The following is a 15,564-nucleotide window of genomic DNA, read 5'->3' as shown; positions in this document are numbered from 1 at the left end:
GTTCCTCAATCCGCAAAGACTATGCGCGACGCGCGGCGGCGCTTTTGCAGCCAGCCAATGACACCGGAGCGCAGGCGATGCATGAACTTGTCCCAACCCGTTGGATTGTGAATGACGTCGGCGCGATAGAAGGACGGGCACAGAACCGCCGCTTCCGAAACTTCACCGCAATTGCCGCAACCGACGCAGGAATTGTCGATGGCCGCGACCGGATCGTCCTTCAGCGGATCGTCGGTATGCTTCACCGAAAGCGACGGGCAACCCGACAGGCGGATACAGGCGTGATCGCCGGTGCAGACATCTTCATCGACGCCGAAACGCTGCTTGACCATCCGCTTGCCGTCCTTGACGGCCTTGGCGAATTGCGGCTTCACGCGGCGCTGCTTGTTGAGCATGCATTCCGACGACGCCACGATGATCTTCGGGCCTTTTTCTTCCGTCGTCAGCGCTTCCTTCAGCGTGTCGCGCATCTTGGCAACGTCATAGGTGTGGTCGATCTGGCGAACCCAGCCCGCACCAATTCCCTTGACTGCATCGACGATGGAATTGTTGGTCTTGCGGCGCGGATTGATCGCTCTGGAGGACATCACATCCTGACCGCCCGTCGCCGACGAATAGTAATTGTCGACCACAAGGATGACGCCATCCTGCTTGTTGAAAACGGCATTGCCGACTGAAGTGGCGAGACCGTTGTGCCAGAAACCGCCATCGCCCATCACCGAAATGGAGCGTTTGCCCGCAGGCACATTGAAAGCGGAAGCCGAGGCCGGGCCAAGGCCATAACCCATGGTCGTGCCACCGAGATTGAACGGCGGCAGAATGGAAAAGAGGTGGCAGCCGATATCGGCAGACACGTGATGCTCGCCCAGCTCCTTTTCCACCAGCTTCATGGCGGCGAAGATCGGGCGCTCCGGGCAACCGGTGCAGAAACCGGCGGGGCGCGGCGGCACCACTTCTGCCAGCGCCTTGACGCGCTCATCAGCCAGAACCGGCGATGGATCGGGCAGCGGCGGACGGTTGCCGAGCAATTGGGGCGCATGCGCATCAAAGAATGCCGTCAGGCCCTTCAAAAGCACGGGCGTTGTGTATTCGCCGCCCAGCGGCAGCACATCCTTGCCGGACAGTTTCGTCTGGATATCACGGCGGCGCAGCAGCGTATGCAGCGCCTGCTCTATATATTCAGGCGCGCCCTCCTCCAGCATCACCACGGCTTTTTTGCCGGCGACGAAGTCGATGACTTCATCGTCTATCATCGGATAGGCGACATTCATCACATAGAGCGGAACGCGGCTTTCGCCGTAAACATCGGCCAGCCCCATTTGCTGCAAGGCGCGCATAGCGCTGTTGTAAAGCCCACCTTGAAGGATGATGCCGACATCGCCCTCTTGCGGACCGAAATATTCATTGAGACGATTGGCTTTGACAAACTCGACGGCTGCGGGCCAGCGCTTTTCGAGCTTTTCCTTCTCGTGCAGGAAAGATGCAGGCGGCAGGACGATGCGGTTCACATCGCGCCTTGGATTTTCCAGCGCTTCGGCCAGCGTGTGGGCGGGCCGCTTGTTATCCTTCGCCACAAACTGACCATGCACATGGCAGCTGCGAATGCCCACCTGCAACATGACCGGCGTGTTGGAGGCTTCCGACAGTTCGAAGCCTTTTTCAACGGCTTCCACGATCGAAGGCAGATTGGGCCGTGGCGTCAAAAGCCACATTTGTGATTTCATCGCATAGGCGTGGCTGCGCTCCTGCATGATGGAGGAACCTTCGCCGTAATCCTCGCCGATAATGACCAGCGCGCCACCAGTCACCCCGCCGGAGGCAAGGTTGGACAGGGCGTCGGAGGCGACATTGGTGCCAGCCGTCGATTTCCACGTTACTGCGCCGCGCACCGGATACATCACGGAAGCGGAAAGCATGGCCGCAGCCGCAGCTTCCGATGCGGACGATTCGAAATGGACGCCGAGATCTTCCATCACGTCCTTCGCATCGGCGAGAACGTCCATAAGATGCGAAATCGGCGAGCCCTGATAGCCGCCGACATAGGACACGCCTGACTGCAACAGCGCCTTGGTGATGGCGAGAATGCCCTCGCCACTGAAAATATCGCCTTCGCCGAGCTTCAGATCCTCGACCTCACGGGCGAATGAGCGCTCCGCCATGACAATTCCCCTTTTCCGTTCGCCGGAATATCAATTCATTTGCATCAGCATATTTTCCAATTCTAAACTGTGTCAATAGCGCTTTTCAGAACGATTATAATTATTGCATTTGCATATTTCTGTTTGGGCGCATTTTCTCGCCTCCCAAACGCGATGTGGGAAAGACTATGATTTTTTCGCTTGACGCGCCAGAACCCCTAATTATATTTTAAGCTTAAAATAATTAACCGGCTCCGTTCGGCAAATATCGGTCGGCAGCATATCGGAAAGGGAACTCAACATGCGTATCGTGTGTATTGGAGGAGGTCCGGCCGGCCTTTATTTCGGCCTTCTGATGAAAAAACTTCATCCGGAACATGACATTACGGTCGTGGAGCGGAACCGCCCTTATGACACGTTCGGCTGGGGCGTGGTGTTTTCCGACGCGACCATGGAATCCATGAAGGTCTGGGACCCGGAAAGTGCGGCTGAAATACAGGACGCCTTCAATCACTGGGACGATATCGAGGTTCTGTTCAAGGGCACGCGCCAGCGCACCAGCGGCCACGGCTTCGTCGGCATCGGGCGCAAGCGCCTGCTCAACATTCTTCAGCTGCGCTGCGAAGCGCTGGGCGTGAAGCTTCAGTTTGAAACCGACGTGGAAAGCGATCTCGATTTCCCGGACGCCGATCTCATCATCGCTTCGGACGGCCTGAACTCCCGCATTCGCAATCGCTATGAGGACGTGTTCGAACCCGATCTGATCGTGCGGCCCAATCGCTATATCTGGCTCGGTACGGAAAAGCTGTTCGACGCCTTTACCTTCGATTTCCGCAAGACCGATCACGGCTGGTTCCAGGCGCATATCTACAAGTTCGACGACAAGACCTCGACCTTCATCATCGAAACTACCGAGGAAGCCTATCTGGCGCATGGACTGGACCAGATGGATCAGACCGCATCCATCGATTTCTGCGAAAAGCTTTTTGCGGAAACGCTGGAAGGCGCGCCGCTGATGACCAATGCGCGCCATATGCGCGGCTCGGCCTGGCTCAACTTCAACCGCCTGATTTGCGGAAAGTGGAGCCACTTCAACGGCAATTCCCATGTGGTGCTGATGGGCGACGCGGCCCATACCGCGCATTTCGCCATCGGCTCGGGCACCAAACTTGCCATCGACGACGCGATTGAACTGGCCAACCAGTTCCAGAAGCTCGGTCACGGCAAGGAAGGCATTCCTGAAGTCCTGCATGCCTACGAGGAAATCCGCCGGGTCGATGTCGCGCGCATTCAAAACGCCGCGCGCAACGCCATGGAATGGTTCGAGGTCGTCGGCCAACGTTATGCCGACACGCTGGAGCCGGAACAGTTCATGTATTCCATGCTGACGCGCTCGCAACGCATCAGCCACGAAAATCTGCGCCTGCGCGACAAGAGCTGGCTGGAAGGCTATGAGCGCTGGTTCGCCCGCAAGCAGGGGCTGAACGTGACGGAAGACGAGCGTTGCCTGCCGCCGATGTTCACGCCCTACAAGCTGCGCGGCGTGACATTGCCAAACCGCATCGTCGTGTCGCCGATGGCCATGTATTCCGCGACCGATGGCCTGATCGACGATTTCCATATGGTGCATCTCGGCAGCCGCGCCATGGGCGGCGCGGGACTGGTCTTTGCCGAAATGACCTGCGTGTCGCCCGATGCGCGGATTACGCCGGGCTGTCTCGGCATCTGGAACGATGCGCAGGCCGAAGGCTGGAAGCGCGTTGTCGATTTCATCCATGGCAACAGCAATGCGAAGGTTGGCATGCAGATCGGCCATGCCGGGCGTAAAGGCGCAACCAAGCTTGCATGGGAAGGGATCGATCAGCCGCTGGAAGAGGGTTCATGGCCACTGCTGTCGGCTTCCGCCCTCCCCTATCTGAAGCACAGCCAGACACCGAAGGCGATGGACCGCGCCGACATGGACCGGGTGAAAGCGGATTTTGTCGCTGCCACCAAACGCGCCGCAGAAGCGGGCGTCGATTGGCTGGAGCTGCACTGTGCACACGGCTATCTTCTGTCGAGCTTCCTCTCGCCGCTCACCAACCGGCGCGAGGATGAATATGGCGGAAGTTACGAAAACCGCGCGCGCTATCCGCTGGAAGTCTTCCACGCAATCCGCGAAGTCTGGCCGCAGGACAAACCGATCTCGGTTCGTCTTTCCTGTCACGACTGGTTTGAAGGCGGCAACACGCCGGAAGATGCTGCGATCTTTGCCGACATGTTCAAGGCTGCTGGCGCCGATCTGATCGACTGTTCGTCAGGACAGGTCTGGAAGGAAGAAAAGCCGGTTTATGGCCGTCTGTTCCAGACCCCGTTCTCCGACAAGATCCGCAACGAAATCCACATTCCGACCATTGCCGTCGGTGCGATTTCGGAAGCCGATCATGCCAATTCGATCATCGCGGCTGGCCGCGCCGATCTCTGCGCCGTGGCCCGACCGCATCTTGCCGACCCGTCCTGGGCATTGCATGAAGCGGCAAAAATCGGCATCAACTCGATCGCATGGCCGAAGCAATATCGCTCCGCCAAATATCAGTATGAAGCCAATCTCGCCCGCGCCGCAGCTGCGCCGCAAGGTGCGAAGTAACGGGAGATTGCGATGAACGATGCCGCTGTTGGCCTTGCCCTTTCCGGCAAGCATGCGCTGGTCACCGGCGCCGGTAGCGGCATCGGCGCCGCTATCGCGGTCGGACTTGCGCGCGCCGGGGCAAATGTGACCCTGGCGGGTCGCCGCCGCGAACCGCTGGAAGCAACCGCCGCCCTTCTGGACTGGCAACGGTGCTTTATTGCCGATGGGTTCGATGTGACCAACCGCGAAGCCATCGCAACCGGGCTGGACAGCGCGCGCGCCGCATTCGGGCCTGTCAGCATTCTTATCAACAATGCCGGAGAAGCACCGAGCGCGCCGTTTGAGAAAACCAGTCTCGACATGTGGAGCCGCGTTCTCGATGTCGATCTGACAGGCGTTTTCAATGTGACGCAGGCGACCCTCGATGACATCAAGGCGGGCGGCAAAGGCGGGCGCATCATCAATATCGCCTCCACGGCGGGCCTGAGCGGCTATGCTTATGTCTCGGCCTATTGCGCCGCAAAGCACGGGGTCGTGGGTCTGACCCGCGCGCTGGCGCTGGAACTCGCCCGCAAGGGCGTGACGGTCAACGCCGTTTGCCCCGGTTTTACCGATACGCCGATCATCTCACGCTCGATTGCGGCCATTGTCGCCAAGACCGGACGGTCGGAGGAAGATGTTCTGGCAGAATTCGTCAAGGCGAACCCGCAGGGACGCCTGATACAGCCAGAAGAGGTGGCTGAAACCGTGCTGTGGCTCACATCGCCCGGCGCGCAATCGATAACTGGACAGGCGATTGCAATCGCCGGTGGGGAGGTAATGGCAGGATGACCGACGGCACGACTTCGATGGCGAGCAATCTGAAGCCTTTCAAGGACTATCAGGCCACGCATTTTCTATGGCAAACAAGCGAAGACGGTCGCGTTGCCACGCTGACCCTGAACCGCCCGGACCGGAAAAACCCGCTGACATTTGAAAGCTATGCCGAGCTGCGCGATCTGTTTCGCAATCTCGTCTATGCCTCCGACGTGCGCACTATCGTGCTGACCGGCGCTGGCGGAAACTTTTCGTCGGGCGGCGATGTGTTCGAGATCATCGAACCGCTGACCCATATGACAATGCCCGATCTTCTGGCTTTCACGCGCATGACCGGCGATGTCGTCAAGGCCATGCGCAAATGTCCGCAGCAGATCATTGCCGCCGTTGACGGCATTTGCGCTGGCGCTGGCGCCATACTGGCCATGGCCTCGGATTTGCGCATCGCAACACCGGAAGCCAAGACAGCCTTCCTCTTCACCCGCGTCGGTCTCGCAGGCGCAGATATGGGCGCATGCGGCATTCTCCCGCGACTGATCGGTCAGGGCCGGGCATCGGAACTGCTTTATACCGGCCGTTTCATGAGCGCTGACGAAGGCGAGCGCTGGGGCTTTTTCAACGCGCTGCACCCGCAGGGCGATCTTCTGGGCAAGGCCGAAGCGCTGGCGCGCAATATTGCCGACGGTCCATGGTTCGCGCATGGCATGACCAAAACCATGCTCAATCAGGAATGGGCCATGGGCATTGAAGAACTGGTGGAATCGGAAGCGCAGGCGCAGGCGATCTGCATGGCAACGCAGGATTTCCGCCGCGCCTTCGAGGCTTTCGCTGCCAAGCAGAAGCCCGTTTTCGAGGGGAACTGACGATGGATAGTTCCGCAGCACTGCCGCTGACGCGGGAGCATCTCGACTGGCCGTTTTTTGACAAAGCTCATGCCGATTGGGGCGCAAAACTGGATGCCTTTGCTCAAAGCCCGGCGTTGGCCGATGTCGATCACAGCGACACGGACAATGCCTGCCGCGCTTTGGTGAAAGCGCTGGGCAAAGCCGGGCTGCTGGAAGCAGCCGTCAGCCTGACCGGCGGCGAAGGGATCGATTCCCGCAAGCTTTGCATTGCCCGCGAGACACTGGCCTATCACGATGGTCTCGCCGATTTCGCCTTTGCCATGCAGGGCCTTGGCACCGGCGCGATCAGCCTCACCGCATCGGACGAACTCAAGCAGGCCGTGCTGCCGAAAGTGGCAAGCGGTGAATGGATTTCGGCCTTTGCCCTGTCGGAAAAACTGGCAGGGTCCGATGTGGCGGCGATGAGCTGCGCCGCCAAAGCTGATGGCGACCATTATGTGCTCGACGGTGAAAAGACCTGGATTTCCAATGGGGGCATCGCCGATGTCTACACCGTCTTTGCCCGCACCGGCGAAGCGCCCGGCACGCGGGGCATTTCGGCCTTTGTCGTGTTCGCCACCGATCCCGGCTTTTCCATCGCGGAGCGCATCGATGTGATCGCGCCGCATCCGCTGGCGACGATCCGCTTCGACAATTGCCGCATCCCGGCCTCGCGCCGCCTCGGCGCGCCGGGCGAAGGCTTCAAGATCGCCATGCGCACGCTTGATATTTTCCGCGCATCGGTTGCGGCAGCAGCACTTGGCTTTGCGCGCCGTGCAGCCAGCGAGGCGCTGTCCCATGCGCGGTCGCGTCCGATGTTCGGCGGCGCTTTGGCCGACTTGCAGCTGACGCAGGCCACGCTTGGCGACATGGCGACCGATATCGACGCCGCAGCACTTTTGACCTATCGCGCAGCATGGCGGCGCGACGTTCAGAAGCTGAACACCACCAAGGAAGCCGCCATGGCCAAGATGGTTGCGACGGAAAACGCCCAGCAAACCATCGACAAGGCCGTGCAGATGTTTGGCGGTCGCGGTGTGAAAAGCGGCGAAATCGTCGAGCGGCTTTATCGCGAGATACGCGCACTTCGCATCTATGAGGGCGCAACGGAAGTGCAGAAACTCATTATCGCGCGCGAACTGCTGAAGGCGAATTAACGCCTGCCCCGCACGTATTTTCTGGAGACACAACATGCATAGGACACTGCAGCCGCAAGGCTGGGCCCGCCCCATCGGATATGCCAATGGCGTTGAAGCGCGTGGGCGCACCGTCTATATCGGCGGCCAGATCGGCTGGAACGAACAGCAACAGTTCGAGACCGACGATTTCGTCGAGCAGACCGAGCAGACATTGAAAAACATTGTCGCCATTCTGGCGGAAGCTGGCGGCAGGCCGGAGCATATCGCCTCCATGACCTGGTATTTCACCGACAAGGCTGAATATACCGCCAATCTGAAAGGCATCGGTCGCGCCTATCGTGATGTGATCGGCAAGCACTTCCCCGCCATGGCGGCGGTGCAGGTTGTCGCGCTGGTCGAAGACCGGGCCAAGATCGAAATACAGGCTTTTGCCGTTATACCGGACTGAGACCGCCATGGCCGATAGAAGCGAATTCTCCGCCGCTATGACAGGCACGGTTGTCGATGGCATTCTTGTCGTCACGGTCGATAACCCGCCGGTCAATGCCACCTCCGCCGAGGTGCGCAAAGGTTTTGCCGCAGCCATTCGCCATGCGTCAGAAGACGCGGCGATCCGCGCTACCGTGCTGAGCGGCGCTGGCAAAATCTTCATCGGCGGGGCGGATATTCGCGAATTCGGCAAGCCGCCGGTCGAACCGACATTGCCGGATGTCATCACGCTCATCGAAAGCGCTGACAAGCCCGTGGTGGCCGCAATCAACGGTCCCGCTTTGGGCGGCGGACTGGAGGTTGCACTTGCCGCTCACGCGCGGATCGCATCGACCAGCGCATCCTTTGCCCTGCCGGAGGTCAAGCTCGGGATCGTGCCCGGCGCTGGCGGCACGCAGCGCCTGCCCCGATTGATCGGACCGCTGGCAGCGCTCGACATGATCGCCACCGGACGCCAGATCGCCCCGGACGAAGCGCAGCAATTGGGCCTCATTGACCAGATATCGGTCGGCGACCTTGTGGCCGACGCCATCGCGCTCGCCAATGCGCTGGTCGGCAAGCCGTTGCGTCGGACCGGCGATCTGCCGGTTACCGCGCCGGATGCTACAGCCTTTGAACAAGCCAAGGCCAAAATCCTGAAAAAGGCACGCGGCGCGACCGCCCCCGGCGAAGCCGCGCGGCTGGTGCAGCTCTCGACAACGACCGCGATTGCCGACGGTCTGGCCGAAGAACGCGCAACCTTCATCCGCCTGCGCGACAGCGAAGAGGCTGCCGCCTTGCGGCACCTATTCTTTGCCGAACGCGCCGCTGGAAAAGTGGAAGGCATGGAGGCAAAGCCTCGTGTTCTTTCCACTATCGGCATCGCCGGAACCGGCCTGATGGGATCAGGCATCGCCGTCGCCTGCCTTGCTGCTGGCTACAAGGTCATCGGCTATGAAACGACTGCAGAAGCCGCCGCCAAGGGCCATGCGCGGATCAGCGATATGATTCAGAAGGCTGTCGATACCGGCAGGCTTTCCGCTGAGGCCGCTGACGCCCAACGCGCGAAGCTGTCCGTCAGCGCCGACATGTCCGCACTGGCCGATGCCGATCTCGTCATCGAAGCCGTCTTCGATGATTTCAACGTCAAGGCCTCGCTGTTCCGCGAGCTTGACGCGTTGCTGCCTGCGGCAACCATTCTGGCGACCAATACGAGCTATCTCAATCCGGATGAGCTGGCCGCCGTCACCAACCGCACCGACCAGGTGCTGGGGCTCCATTTCTTCTCGCCAGCCAATATCATGCGGCTTCTGGAAGTGGTGCGCTGCGCGGAAACGTCCGATGAGACGCTTGCAACCGGCATCGCTTTTGCCCGCAAGATCAAGAAGCTGCCCATCGTCACCGGTGTCTGCGAAGGCTTCATCGGCAACCGGATGTTTTCGGCCTATCGCACGGAAGCCGAGAAAATGCTGGCCGAAGGCGCCTATCCCGAAGATATCGATCGCGCCATGGAAGCCTATGGCTTTCCGATGGGGCTTTTCGCGGTTTACGACATGGCCGGGCTGGAAATTGCCTGGGCGCGGCGCAAGAGAGCGGCAGCAAGCCGCGACCCAAACCTTCCCTATTTCGATGTTGCCGACAAATTATGCGAAGCCGGGCGTTTTGGCCGCAAGGCTGGCCTCGGCTGGTATCGCTATGCGGATGGTGTTCGCACAAACGATCCGGACGTCCACGCATTGATCGATGATTACCGTGCGCGAAACGCCATTGTTCCGCGTAGTTTCAGCGATGAAGCGATCATGCAGCGTCTGCTCGCCGCCATGGCGCATGAAGGGCAAGCCCTGCTTGAAGAAGGCATTGCGCGCCATTCCGACGATATCGATCTGGTTCTGGTCAACGGCTATGGCTTCCCGTCGATCAAGGGCGGCCCCATGTTTGCAACAAGTGATCAGGCAAAATAAAAACCGGCAGGCGGGAGACGGCTTATTCGTCTTCCGCCCCGGAAAGATGGTTTCGCACCGACTTCTTCAGCGGATCGAGATCGGCCAGCAGGGTCTGGATGATATCGTGATCGACATCGGCCATCATTTCCCGCAGCCAGCCTTCATGGGCTTTGGCCATCTGGCTGAACACCGAAATGCCCTGATCCGTCAGACGGGCCACCGTGACGCGACGATCGGCGCCCGGCGTCTCACGTTTCACCAGACCTTCGGTTTCCAGCCGTTCCACCAGACCGGTGACATTGCCATTGGTTACCATCGTGCGGCGTGACAGTTCTCCCAGCCGCAAGCCTTCCGGCTCGCGATAGAGCTGCGCCAGCAAATCGAATTGCGGCAGTGTCGCGCCGAATTCATTGCGCAGACGCCGCCGGATTTCCTGCGAGACCAGCTTGGTGGTGGACAGCATGCGCAGCCAGAGACGCAATTCCGGCTTTTCGCTTTCATGATCGTCGCTGACTATGATCTCGAAATCCACCGACACGCCCATTTCCTTTATTCAAAGCACGCTGGTCAGGCTCAGGAATCGAGCCATAATCCGTGCTTTAAGAATCGCGTTTGCCGGAAAATATTTCAAGCCTTAAATAAATTGTCCAAAAGCCCTGCGAAAGACCGCGAAACACCCTTTTTTCCGCGCGGAAAACGACCTCACCGCCACATTATTTCTAAATGCATATATTTCTTGTTGTGGCGCCCCATTCCGGCGCCGCAAGGAAAGCCCGATAAAAAAAGATTTCACGGCAATTTGTGATGTTTATCGGCGCATGAGAACCACTTAAATACTTGCAAAGTCATATGATATTGCATAGCTTTCTCCTCAAGGCTCAAAGAAGCCATTGCACAAATCCGTAGCTCCACCCACACTGGGTCGAGAGCGGCAAAGACGAGGGAAACTATGAAAGAGACATCCGTTCTCACCGGACTTGCATCCGCATTGGTATCGCAATCGATCAAGGTCGTGGATATTACCGCGCCGCTCGGGCCCGATACGCCAGTGCTTTATCTCCCGCCGCAATTCGGCAAAAACACTCCGAATGTGAAGATCCACGAGATCAGCAAATACAATCAGGACGGTCCGTTCTGGGCGTGGAACTGGATCGAACTTGGCGAACATACGGGAACGCATTTTGATGCTCCCTGCCATTGGGTCACGGGCAAGGACCACGCGAACAACACGACCGACACCATCCCGCCGCAGAACTTCGTCGCGCCGGTCAATGTGATCGACCGCTCTGCAGAAGCAACGGCCAACCCGGATTATCTCCTGACGGTGGAAAGCATCCAGGAGTGGGAAGCCGAGCATGGCGAGATTGAAGCCGGCTCATGGGTGATCCTGCGCACCGACTGGTACAAGCGCAACGGCTCCAGCGAGACATTCCTGAATGCCGACGAGAATGGCCCGCATTCGCCCGGCCCGACTGCGGAAGCGATCCGCTATCTGCTCTCCAAGGGGATCATCGGCTGGGGTCAGGAAACCATCGGCACCGATGCCGGTTCGGCAGGCGGCATGACCCCGCCCTTCCCGGCGCATCATCTGCTGCATGAAGCCAATCGCTACGGCCTTGCAAGCCTCAGCAATCTCGACCAGCTGCCGGCAAAGGGTGCGATCCTGATCGCCGCGCCTTTGAAATTCGTCGCTGGTACGGGATCGCCCGTGCGCGCATTGGCGCTTGTTCAGGGCTAAAGCTTCCAGCAAGCAATGAATAAGAGAGCGGTTCCGATGTTTCGGTTGAAACAGGAACCGCTCCAAAGCTTAAGACTGCCGTTCGAGATAGGGCAGTTCACGCGGCCGGATCGTGCTGGCCAGCGTATTGATGCGCAGCATGGCGCGTTCGTGCGAGATTTGCAGATGATGCACCAGCGCGCGCTGTGCCCCCGCCAGATTGTCGGACTGTAGACACGTCACGATTTCAAGATGTTCCGGCAGAAACGGCTCGGACGCAAAAAGCCCCGATGTCCACTGATACAGGAAATGATGCGCGACGAGCAGCGTCTGTGGCAGCCGGACCGCCTCTAGCAAGGACACGCTGTCGCAATGGCCGAGAAGCTCGACATGCAGTTCCTGTTCCAGCCGGTCCAGCGTTTCGCCCGCGACCAGCGGAGCGGTGACCGCTTCGTCCAGATTGCGGCGAACCCGCGCCAGAAATCCCTCGGGCAGACGCGGCAGCGCCTTTTCGAGCGCCAGCGGCTCCAGCACCCATCGCAGTTCGAACAGATCGTGGATGTGCTTGTCGGTGAGCGCCGGTGCGAACCAGCGCCCGCGCTCGTCCTTCTGGATGACGCCGCGCTGCTGTAACCGGGCCATGACGTCCTGCGCCACAGTACGGCTGACGCCATAATGCTTTGCCAGGGCCAGCGCGTTGACGCGCCAGTCGGCCAGCGATGTGCGGGCGAAAATCTCGCTTTCGATTTCGGTATAGATGAGCTGCCAGCTGGGCATGAACTGCATGCGGCTGTCGGCGCTTTTCCTGACATGCGGATCGCCGTTCGAACTGCCAGACTGGCGCGATCTGTTTGCCGCTTCTTCGGCAATGGCATAACCGCGCCCCTCCGCCTTGCGAATGAGGCCGCGCTGTTCCAGTTCCGCCAGCGCCTGACGCGCTGGAACCCGGCTGATGCCGAACAATTCCGCGACCCAGCTTTCCGTCAGTCGCTTGGTCGTTGGAATGGCGCCATTGGCGATGTCCGCCGCGAGACTGTCACGCGCGCGCTGGTAAAGTTTAGGTGCGATGTTACGCATCATGTCATTTTTCCTCCCCTGAATGCGTCCGGCTTCTTGTTATTTTGTCCGGTTTATCCCGATACCCACAGGCATGGTGCCTCCTATGTCGGGATCGATAAGCCCACATGCAACCCATTGAGTCCAATATGATTTGCGGACTGATGTTTATCCCCCTGAACGTCCCGTGGACGCGCCCATAAATGCCGGTTTTCCTCCCTAATATATCTCGGATTGCGTCTCCCAAAAAATTCGTATAGTGCATGCACAATACATTATGGCCGGAGGAGTTTCATAGTGCAACAGGCAGTTGACCAGGCGGCGTTCTCGCTCGCCTCACTTGAACGGTTCTGCCGCGAGGTTTTTTCCGCATGCGGTGCCAATGATGCAACCGCTGACGCGGCGACGCGCGCGATGATGCACGGCACGCGCTACGGCGTGGATAGCCACGGCGTTCGCCTGCTCGCGCATTATGTGACCGCTCTCGTGGGCGGTCGCGTCAACAAGACGCCCAATCTCAAGGCCGTGCGCAGTTTCGGCGCCATTGAAACGCTCGACGCCGACGATGCCCATGGCGCGCTGGCAGCCTATACCGCCATGGATCGCGCCATCGCGCTCTCCGATCAGTTCGGCATCGGCGCGGTTGCCATTCGCAACAGCTCGCATTTCGCTGCCGCCGGAGCCTATGCGCTGGAAGCGGCGCGACAGGGCCGCATTGGTGTCGCCGTCTGCAATTCCGACAGTTTCGTGCGCCTTCATGATGGTGCAATGCGGTTCCACGGCACCAACCCGATTTCGGTCGGCGTACCCACCACCGACGAAAATCCGTGGCTTCTGGATATGGCCACAAGCTCGATCCCCTATAACCGCGTGTTGCTCTATCGCAGCCTCGGTGTTGAGCTGCCGCAGGGCACCGCCTCCGATCTCAACGGTGTGGATACGCGCGATGCGGAAGCGGTTGAAATGCTGGCGCCCCTTGGCGGCGAATTCGGCTTCAAGGGCGCAGCATTGGCCGGTTTTGCGGAAATTCTCAGTGCCGTTCTGACCGGCATGAAACTCAGCTTCGATATTGCCCCTATGGGCGGCCCCGATTTCTCCAAGCCGCGCGGCATGGGGGCTTTCGTTCTGGCGATCAAGCCGGAAGCCTTTATCGAACGCGATGTCTTCGATGCGGGCATGACCCGTTATCTCGAAACATTGCGGAATTCACCAGCCCGCGAAGGCTGCACCGTCATGGCTCCCGGCGACCGCGAATGGCGCGTTGCCGAAGAGCGCGAAAAAAGCGGTGTAACCATCGATCCGGTGACATGGCAGTCATTCGGTGAAATGGCTGAAAGATACGGCGTGACCTTGCCCGCCTGACCCAGCCGGTCATAAGCGCAAAACCAAACCGTCAGGGCGGTTACAGCACTGCAAACGCTCTGACCATCATTCGAACTGCGAAGACGTATCCCGGGAGGATATTGGGAATGAACACATCAAACAAGGCGCCATTCGGCGCCAGCCGCTTCCGGTATTTCATACTTTTCATGTGCTTTATCGGCATCGCGATCAACTATCTCGATCGCGCCAATATGAGCGTGGCGCTGCCCTTCATCGATTCCGAATTGGGCCTCAACCTGACCAACACGCAGAAGGGCCTCATCCTTGGTGCCTTCTTCTGGGCCTATGACGGCATGATGCTGTTTGCAGGCTGGATCACCGACAAGCTGGGCGCGCGCAAGAGCTTTTCGCTCGCCGCCGTCTGGTGGTCGGTCTTCACCGCCGTCACGCCGCTTGCCAACAGCTTCTGGACCTTCTTCACCGTCCGTTTCTTCCTCGGCGCGGGTGAAGCCCCTGCCTATCCGGCAGCGACCAAGGCGGCTTCGCGCTGGTTCCCGAGAAGCGAACGCGCTTTCGCAACCGCTGTGATCGATTCCGGTTCGCGCGTCGGCACGGTTCTCGCCCTGCCGATCGTGACCTCGATCATCGCTTTTGCGACCTGGCATTATTCCTTCGTCATTCTGGGTGCTGTCGGTATCGTGTGGGCGTTCTTCTGGTACGTCACCTATCGCGATCCTTCTGAACATCCGCGCGCCAATGATCTGGAGCGCCAGTACATCATCCAGAACGGTGCCCGCACCGATGATAATGACAGCGCAGAAGCACAGAAGATCCGTTGGGCCGATCTGTTCCGCTATCGCACCGTCTGGGGCATGATGCTCGGCTTCTTCTGCCTGAACTTCGTCATCTACTTCTTCCTGACCTGGTTCCCGACCTATCTGAAGACCGCACGCGGCCTGAACCTCGCTGAACTTGGCCTCTATGGCATGATCCCCGGCCTTGCCGCCGTCGTCACTGCCTGGATCGCCGGCCTTCTGGCCGACCGCGCCATCCGCAACGGCGCCAATGTCACCACGGTTCGCAAGATCGTCATGGTCGGCGGCATGCTGGGCGGTGCCGCCATTCTTCCGGCAGCGCTGGTTGAATCGCTTTATGCAGCTTTGTTCTTCCTGGCGATTTCCTATAGTAGCCTCGCCATTGCAGCGACCGCGATCTGGTCCCTGCCAGCCGACGTTGCACCAAGCTCGCGCCATGTGGCTTCCATCGGCGGCATCCAGAACTTTGCTTCGAACATCGCGGGCATCATCAGCCCGTTCCTGTTCGGCTTCCTGCTGGATCAGTTCAACGGCAGCTATACGCCGTCCTTCCTTATGGCCGCCATCATGGCCGTTGTCGGTGCATGCTCCTATGCATTCATCGTCGGTCGTGCAGAGCCTCTGCCGATCCTTCCTCCCCGCTCGTAAGATCATCAG

The 15,564-nt window shown here is 59.5% G+C and carries 12 protein-coding genes; 9 read left to right on the top strand and 3 right to left on the bottom strand.

The genetic code is table 11. The features are described 5' to 3' along the window. Positions 1-5 precede the first annotated feature (5 nt). A complete protein-coding gene (locus FIC94_RS09035) occupies positions 6-2,159 on the bottom strand; it encodes a ferredoxin family protein (RefSeq protein WP_140024633.1) in 2,154 nt (717 codons plus the stop codon). A gap of 280 nt (positions 2,160-2,439) precedes the next feature. Here FIC94_RS09035 and FIC94_RS09030 point away from each other — a divergent pair, with 280 nt between their 5' ends. The 6 genes from FIC94_RS09030 to FIC94_RS09005 are packed head-to-tail and all read left to right on the top strand — an operon-like array spanning position 2,440 to position 10,014. After that, positions 2,440-4,764, top strand: a complete 2,325-nt coding sequence (locus FIC94_RS09030) for a bifunctional salicylyl-CoA 5-hydroxylase/oxidoreductase (protein WP_140024632.1) — start codon at positions 2,440-2,442, stop codon at positions 4,762-4,764. 12 nt (positions 4,765-4,776) lie between these two features. Continuing rightward, positions 4,777-5,577 (top strand): SDR family NAD(P)-dependent oxidoreductase, encoded by an 801-nt coding sequence (locus FIC94_RS09025; protein WP_140024631.1) that lies wholly within the window; start codon positions 4,777-4,779, stop codon positions 5,575-5,577. After that, positions 5,574-6,425, top strand: a complete 852-nt coding sequence (locus tag FIC94_RS09020; protein WP_109366835.1) for an enoyl-CoA hydratase family protein — start codon at positions 5,574-5,576, stop codon at positions 6,423-6,425. The genes FIC94_RS09025 and FIC94_RS09020 overlap by 4 nt, the downstream gene beginning before the upstream one ends. 2 nt (positions 6,426-6,427) lie before the next feature. Further along, the gene (locus FIC94_RS09015; RefSeq protein WP_140024630.1) at positions 6,428-7,603 is read left to right on the top strand and encodes an acyl-CoA dehydrogenase family protein; all 1,176 of its coding nucleotides are present in this window, start codon (positions 6,428-6,430) and stop codon (positions 7,601-7,603) included. A gap of 34 nt (positions 7,604-7,637) precedes the next feature. Further along, complete coding sequence (locus FIC94_RS09010) at positions 7,638-8,033, top strand: RidA family protein (RefSeq protein ID WP_140024629.1); 396 nt, start codon at positions 7,638-7,640, stop codon at positions 8,031-8,033. Positions 8,034-8,040: 7 nt separating this feature from the next. Next, positions 8,041-10,014, top strand: coding sequence for a 3-hydroxyacyl-CoA dehydrogenase NAD-binding domain-containing protein (locus tag FIC94_RS09005; protein WP_140024628.1), 1,974 nt, complete (start codon positions 8,041-8,043; stop codon positions 10,012-10,014). 22 nt (positions 10,015-10,036) lie between these two features. Here FIC94_RS09005 and FIC94_RS09000 read toward each other — a convergent pair whose 3' ends face one another. Beyond that, positions 10,037-10,540 carry a MarR family winged helix-turn-helix transcriptional regulator gene (locus tag FIC94_RS09000; protein WP_371830821.1) on the bottom strand — a complete coding sequence of 168 codons (504 nt, stop codon included), beginning with the start codon at positions 10,538-10,540 and terminating at the stop codon, positions 10,037-10,039. A 405-nt stretch (positions 10,541-10,945) separates the two neighbouring features. Here FIC94_RS09000 and FIC94_RS08995 point away from each other — a divergent pair, with 405 nt between their 5' ends. Next, entirely contained in the window at positions 10,946-11,734 is a 789-nt protein-coding gene (locus tag FIC94_RS08995; protein ID WP_140024627.1) for a cyclase family protein, read from the top strand. Positions 11,735-11,803: 69 nt separating this feature from the next. On the opposite strand, the gene FIC94_RS08990 is transcribed toward FIC94_RS08995, so the two are convergent. Next, positions 11,804-12,793: a GntR family transcriptional regulator gene (locus tag FIC94_RS08990; RefSeq protein WP_140024626.1), complete on the bottom strand. Its 990-nt coding sequence runs from the start codon at positions 12,791-12,793 to the stop codon at positions 11,804-11,806. Between the two features lie 273 nt (positions 12,794-13,066). Here FIC94_RS08990 and FIC94_RS08985 point away from each other — a divergent pair, with 273 nt between their 5' ends. Both FIC94_RS08985 and FIC94_RS08980 read left to right on the top strand, forming a co-directional pair. Further along, positions 13,067-14,131 carry an Ldh family oxidoreductase gene (locus FIC94_RS08985; protein WP_140024625.1) on the top strand — a complete coding sequence of 355 codons (1,065 nt, stop codon included), beginning with the start codon at positions 13,067-13,069 and terminating at the stop codon, positions 14,129-14,131. A gap of 107 nt (positions 14,132-14,238) precedes the next feature. Beyond that, the gene (locus FIC94_RS08980) at positions 14,239-15,555 is read left to right on the top strand and encodes an MFS transporter (protein ID WP_109366829.1); all 1,317 of its coding nucleotides are present in this window, start codon (positions 14,239-14,241) and stop codon (positions 15,553-15,555) included. Positions 15,556-15,564 lie beyond the last annotated feature (9 nt).

Source organism: Ochrobactrum teleogrylli, assembly GCF_006376685.1.
Taxonomy (GTDB): domain Bacteria; phylum Pseudomonadota; class Alphaproteobacteria; order Rhizobiales; family Rhizobiaceae; genus Brucella; species Brucella teleogrylli.
Note: the sequence above shows the minus strand (reverse complement) of the source record. Positions and strands in the feature narration are given on the sequence as shown.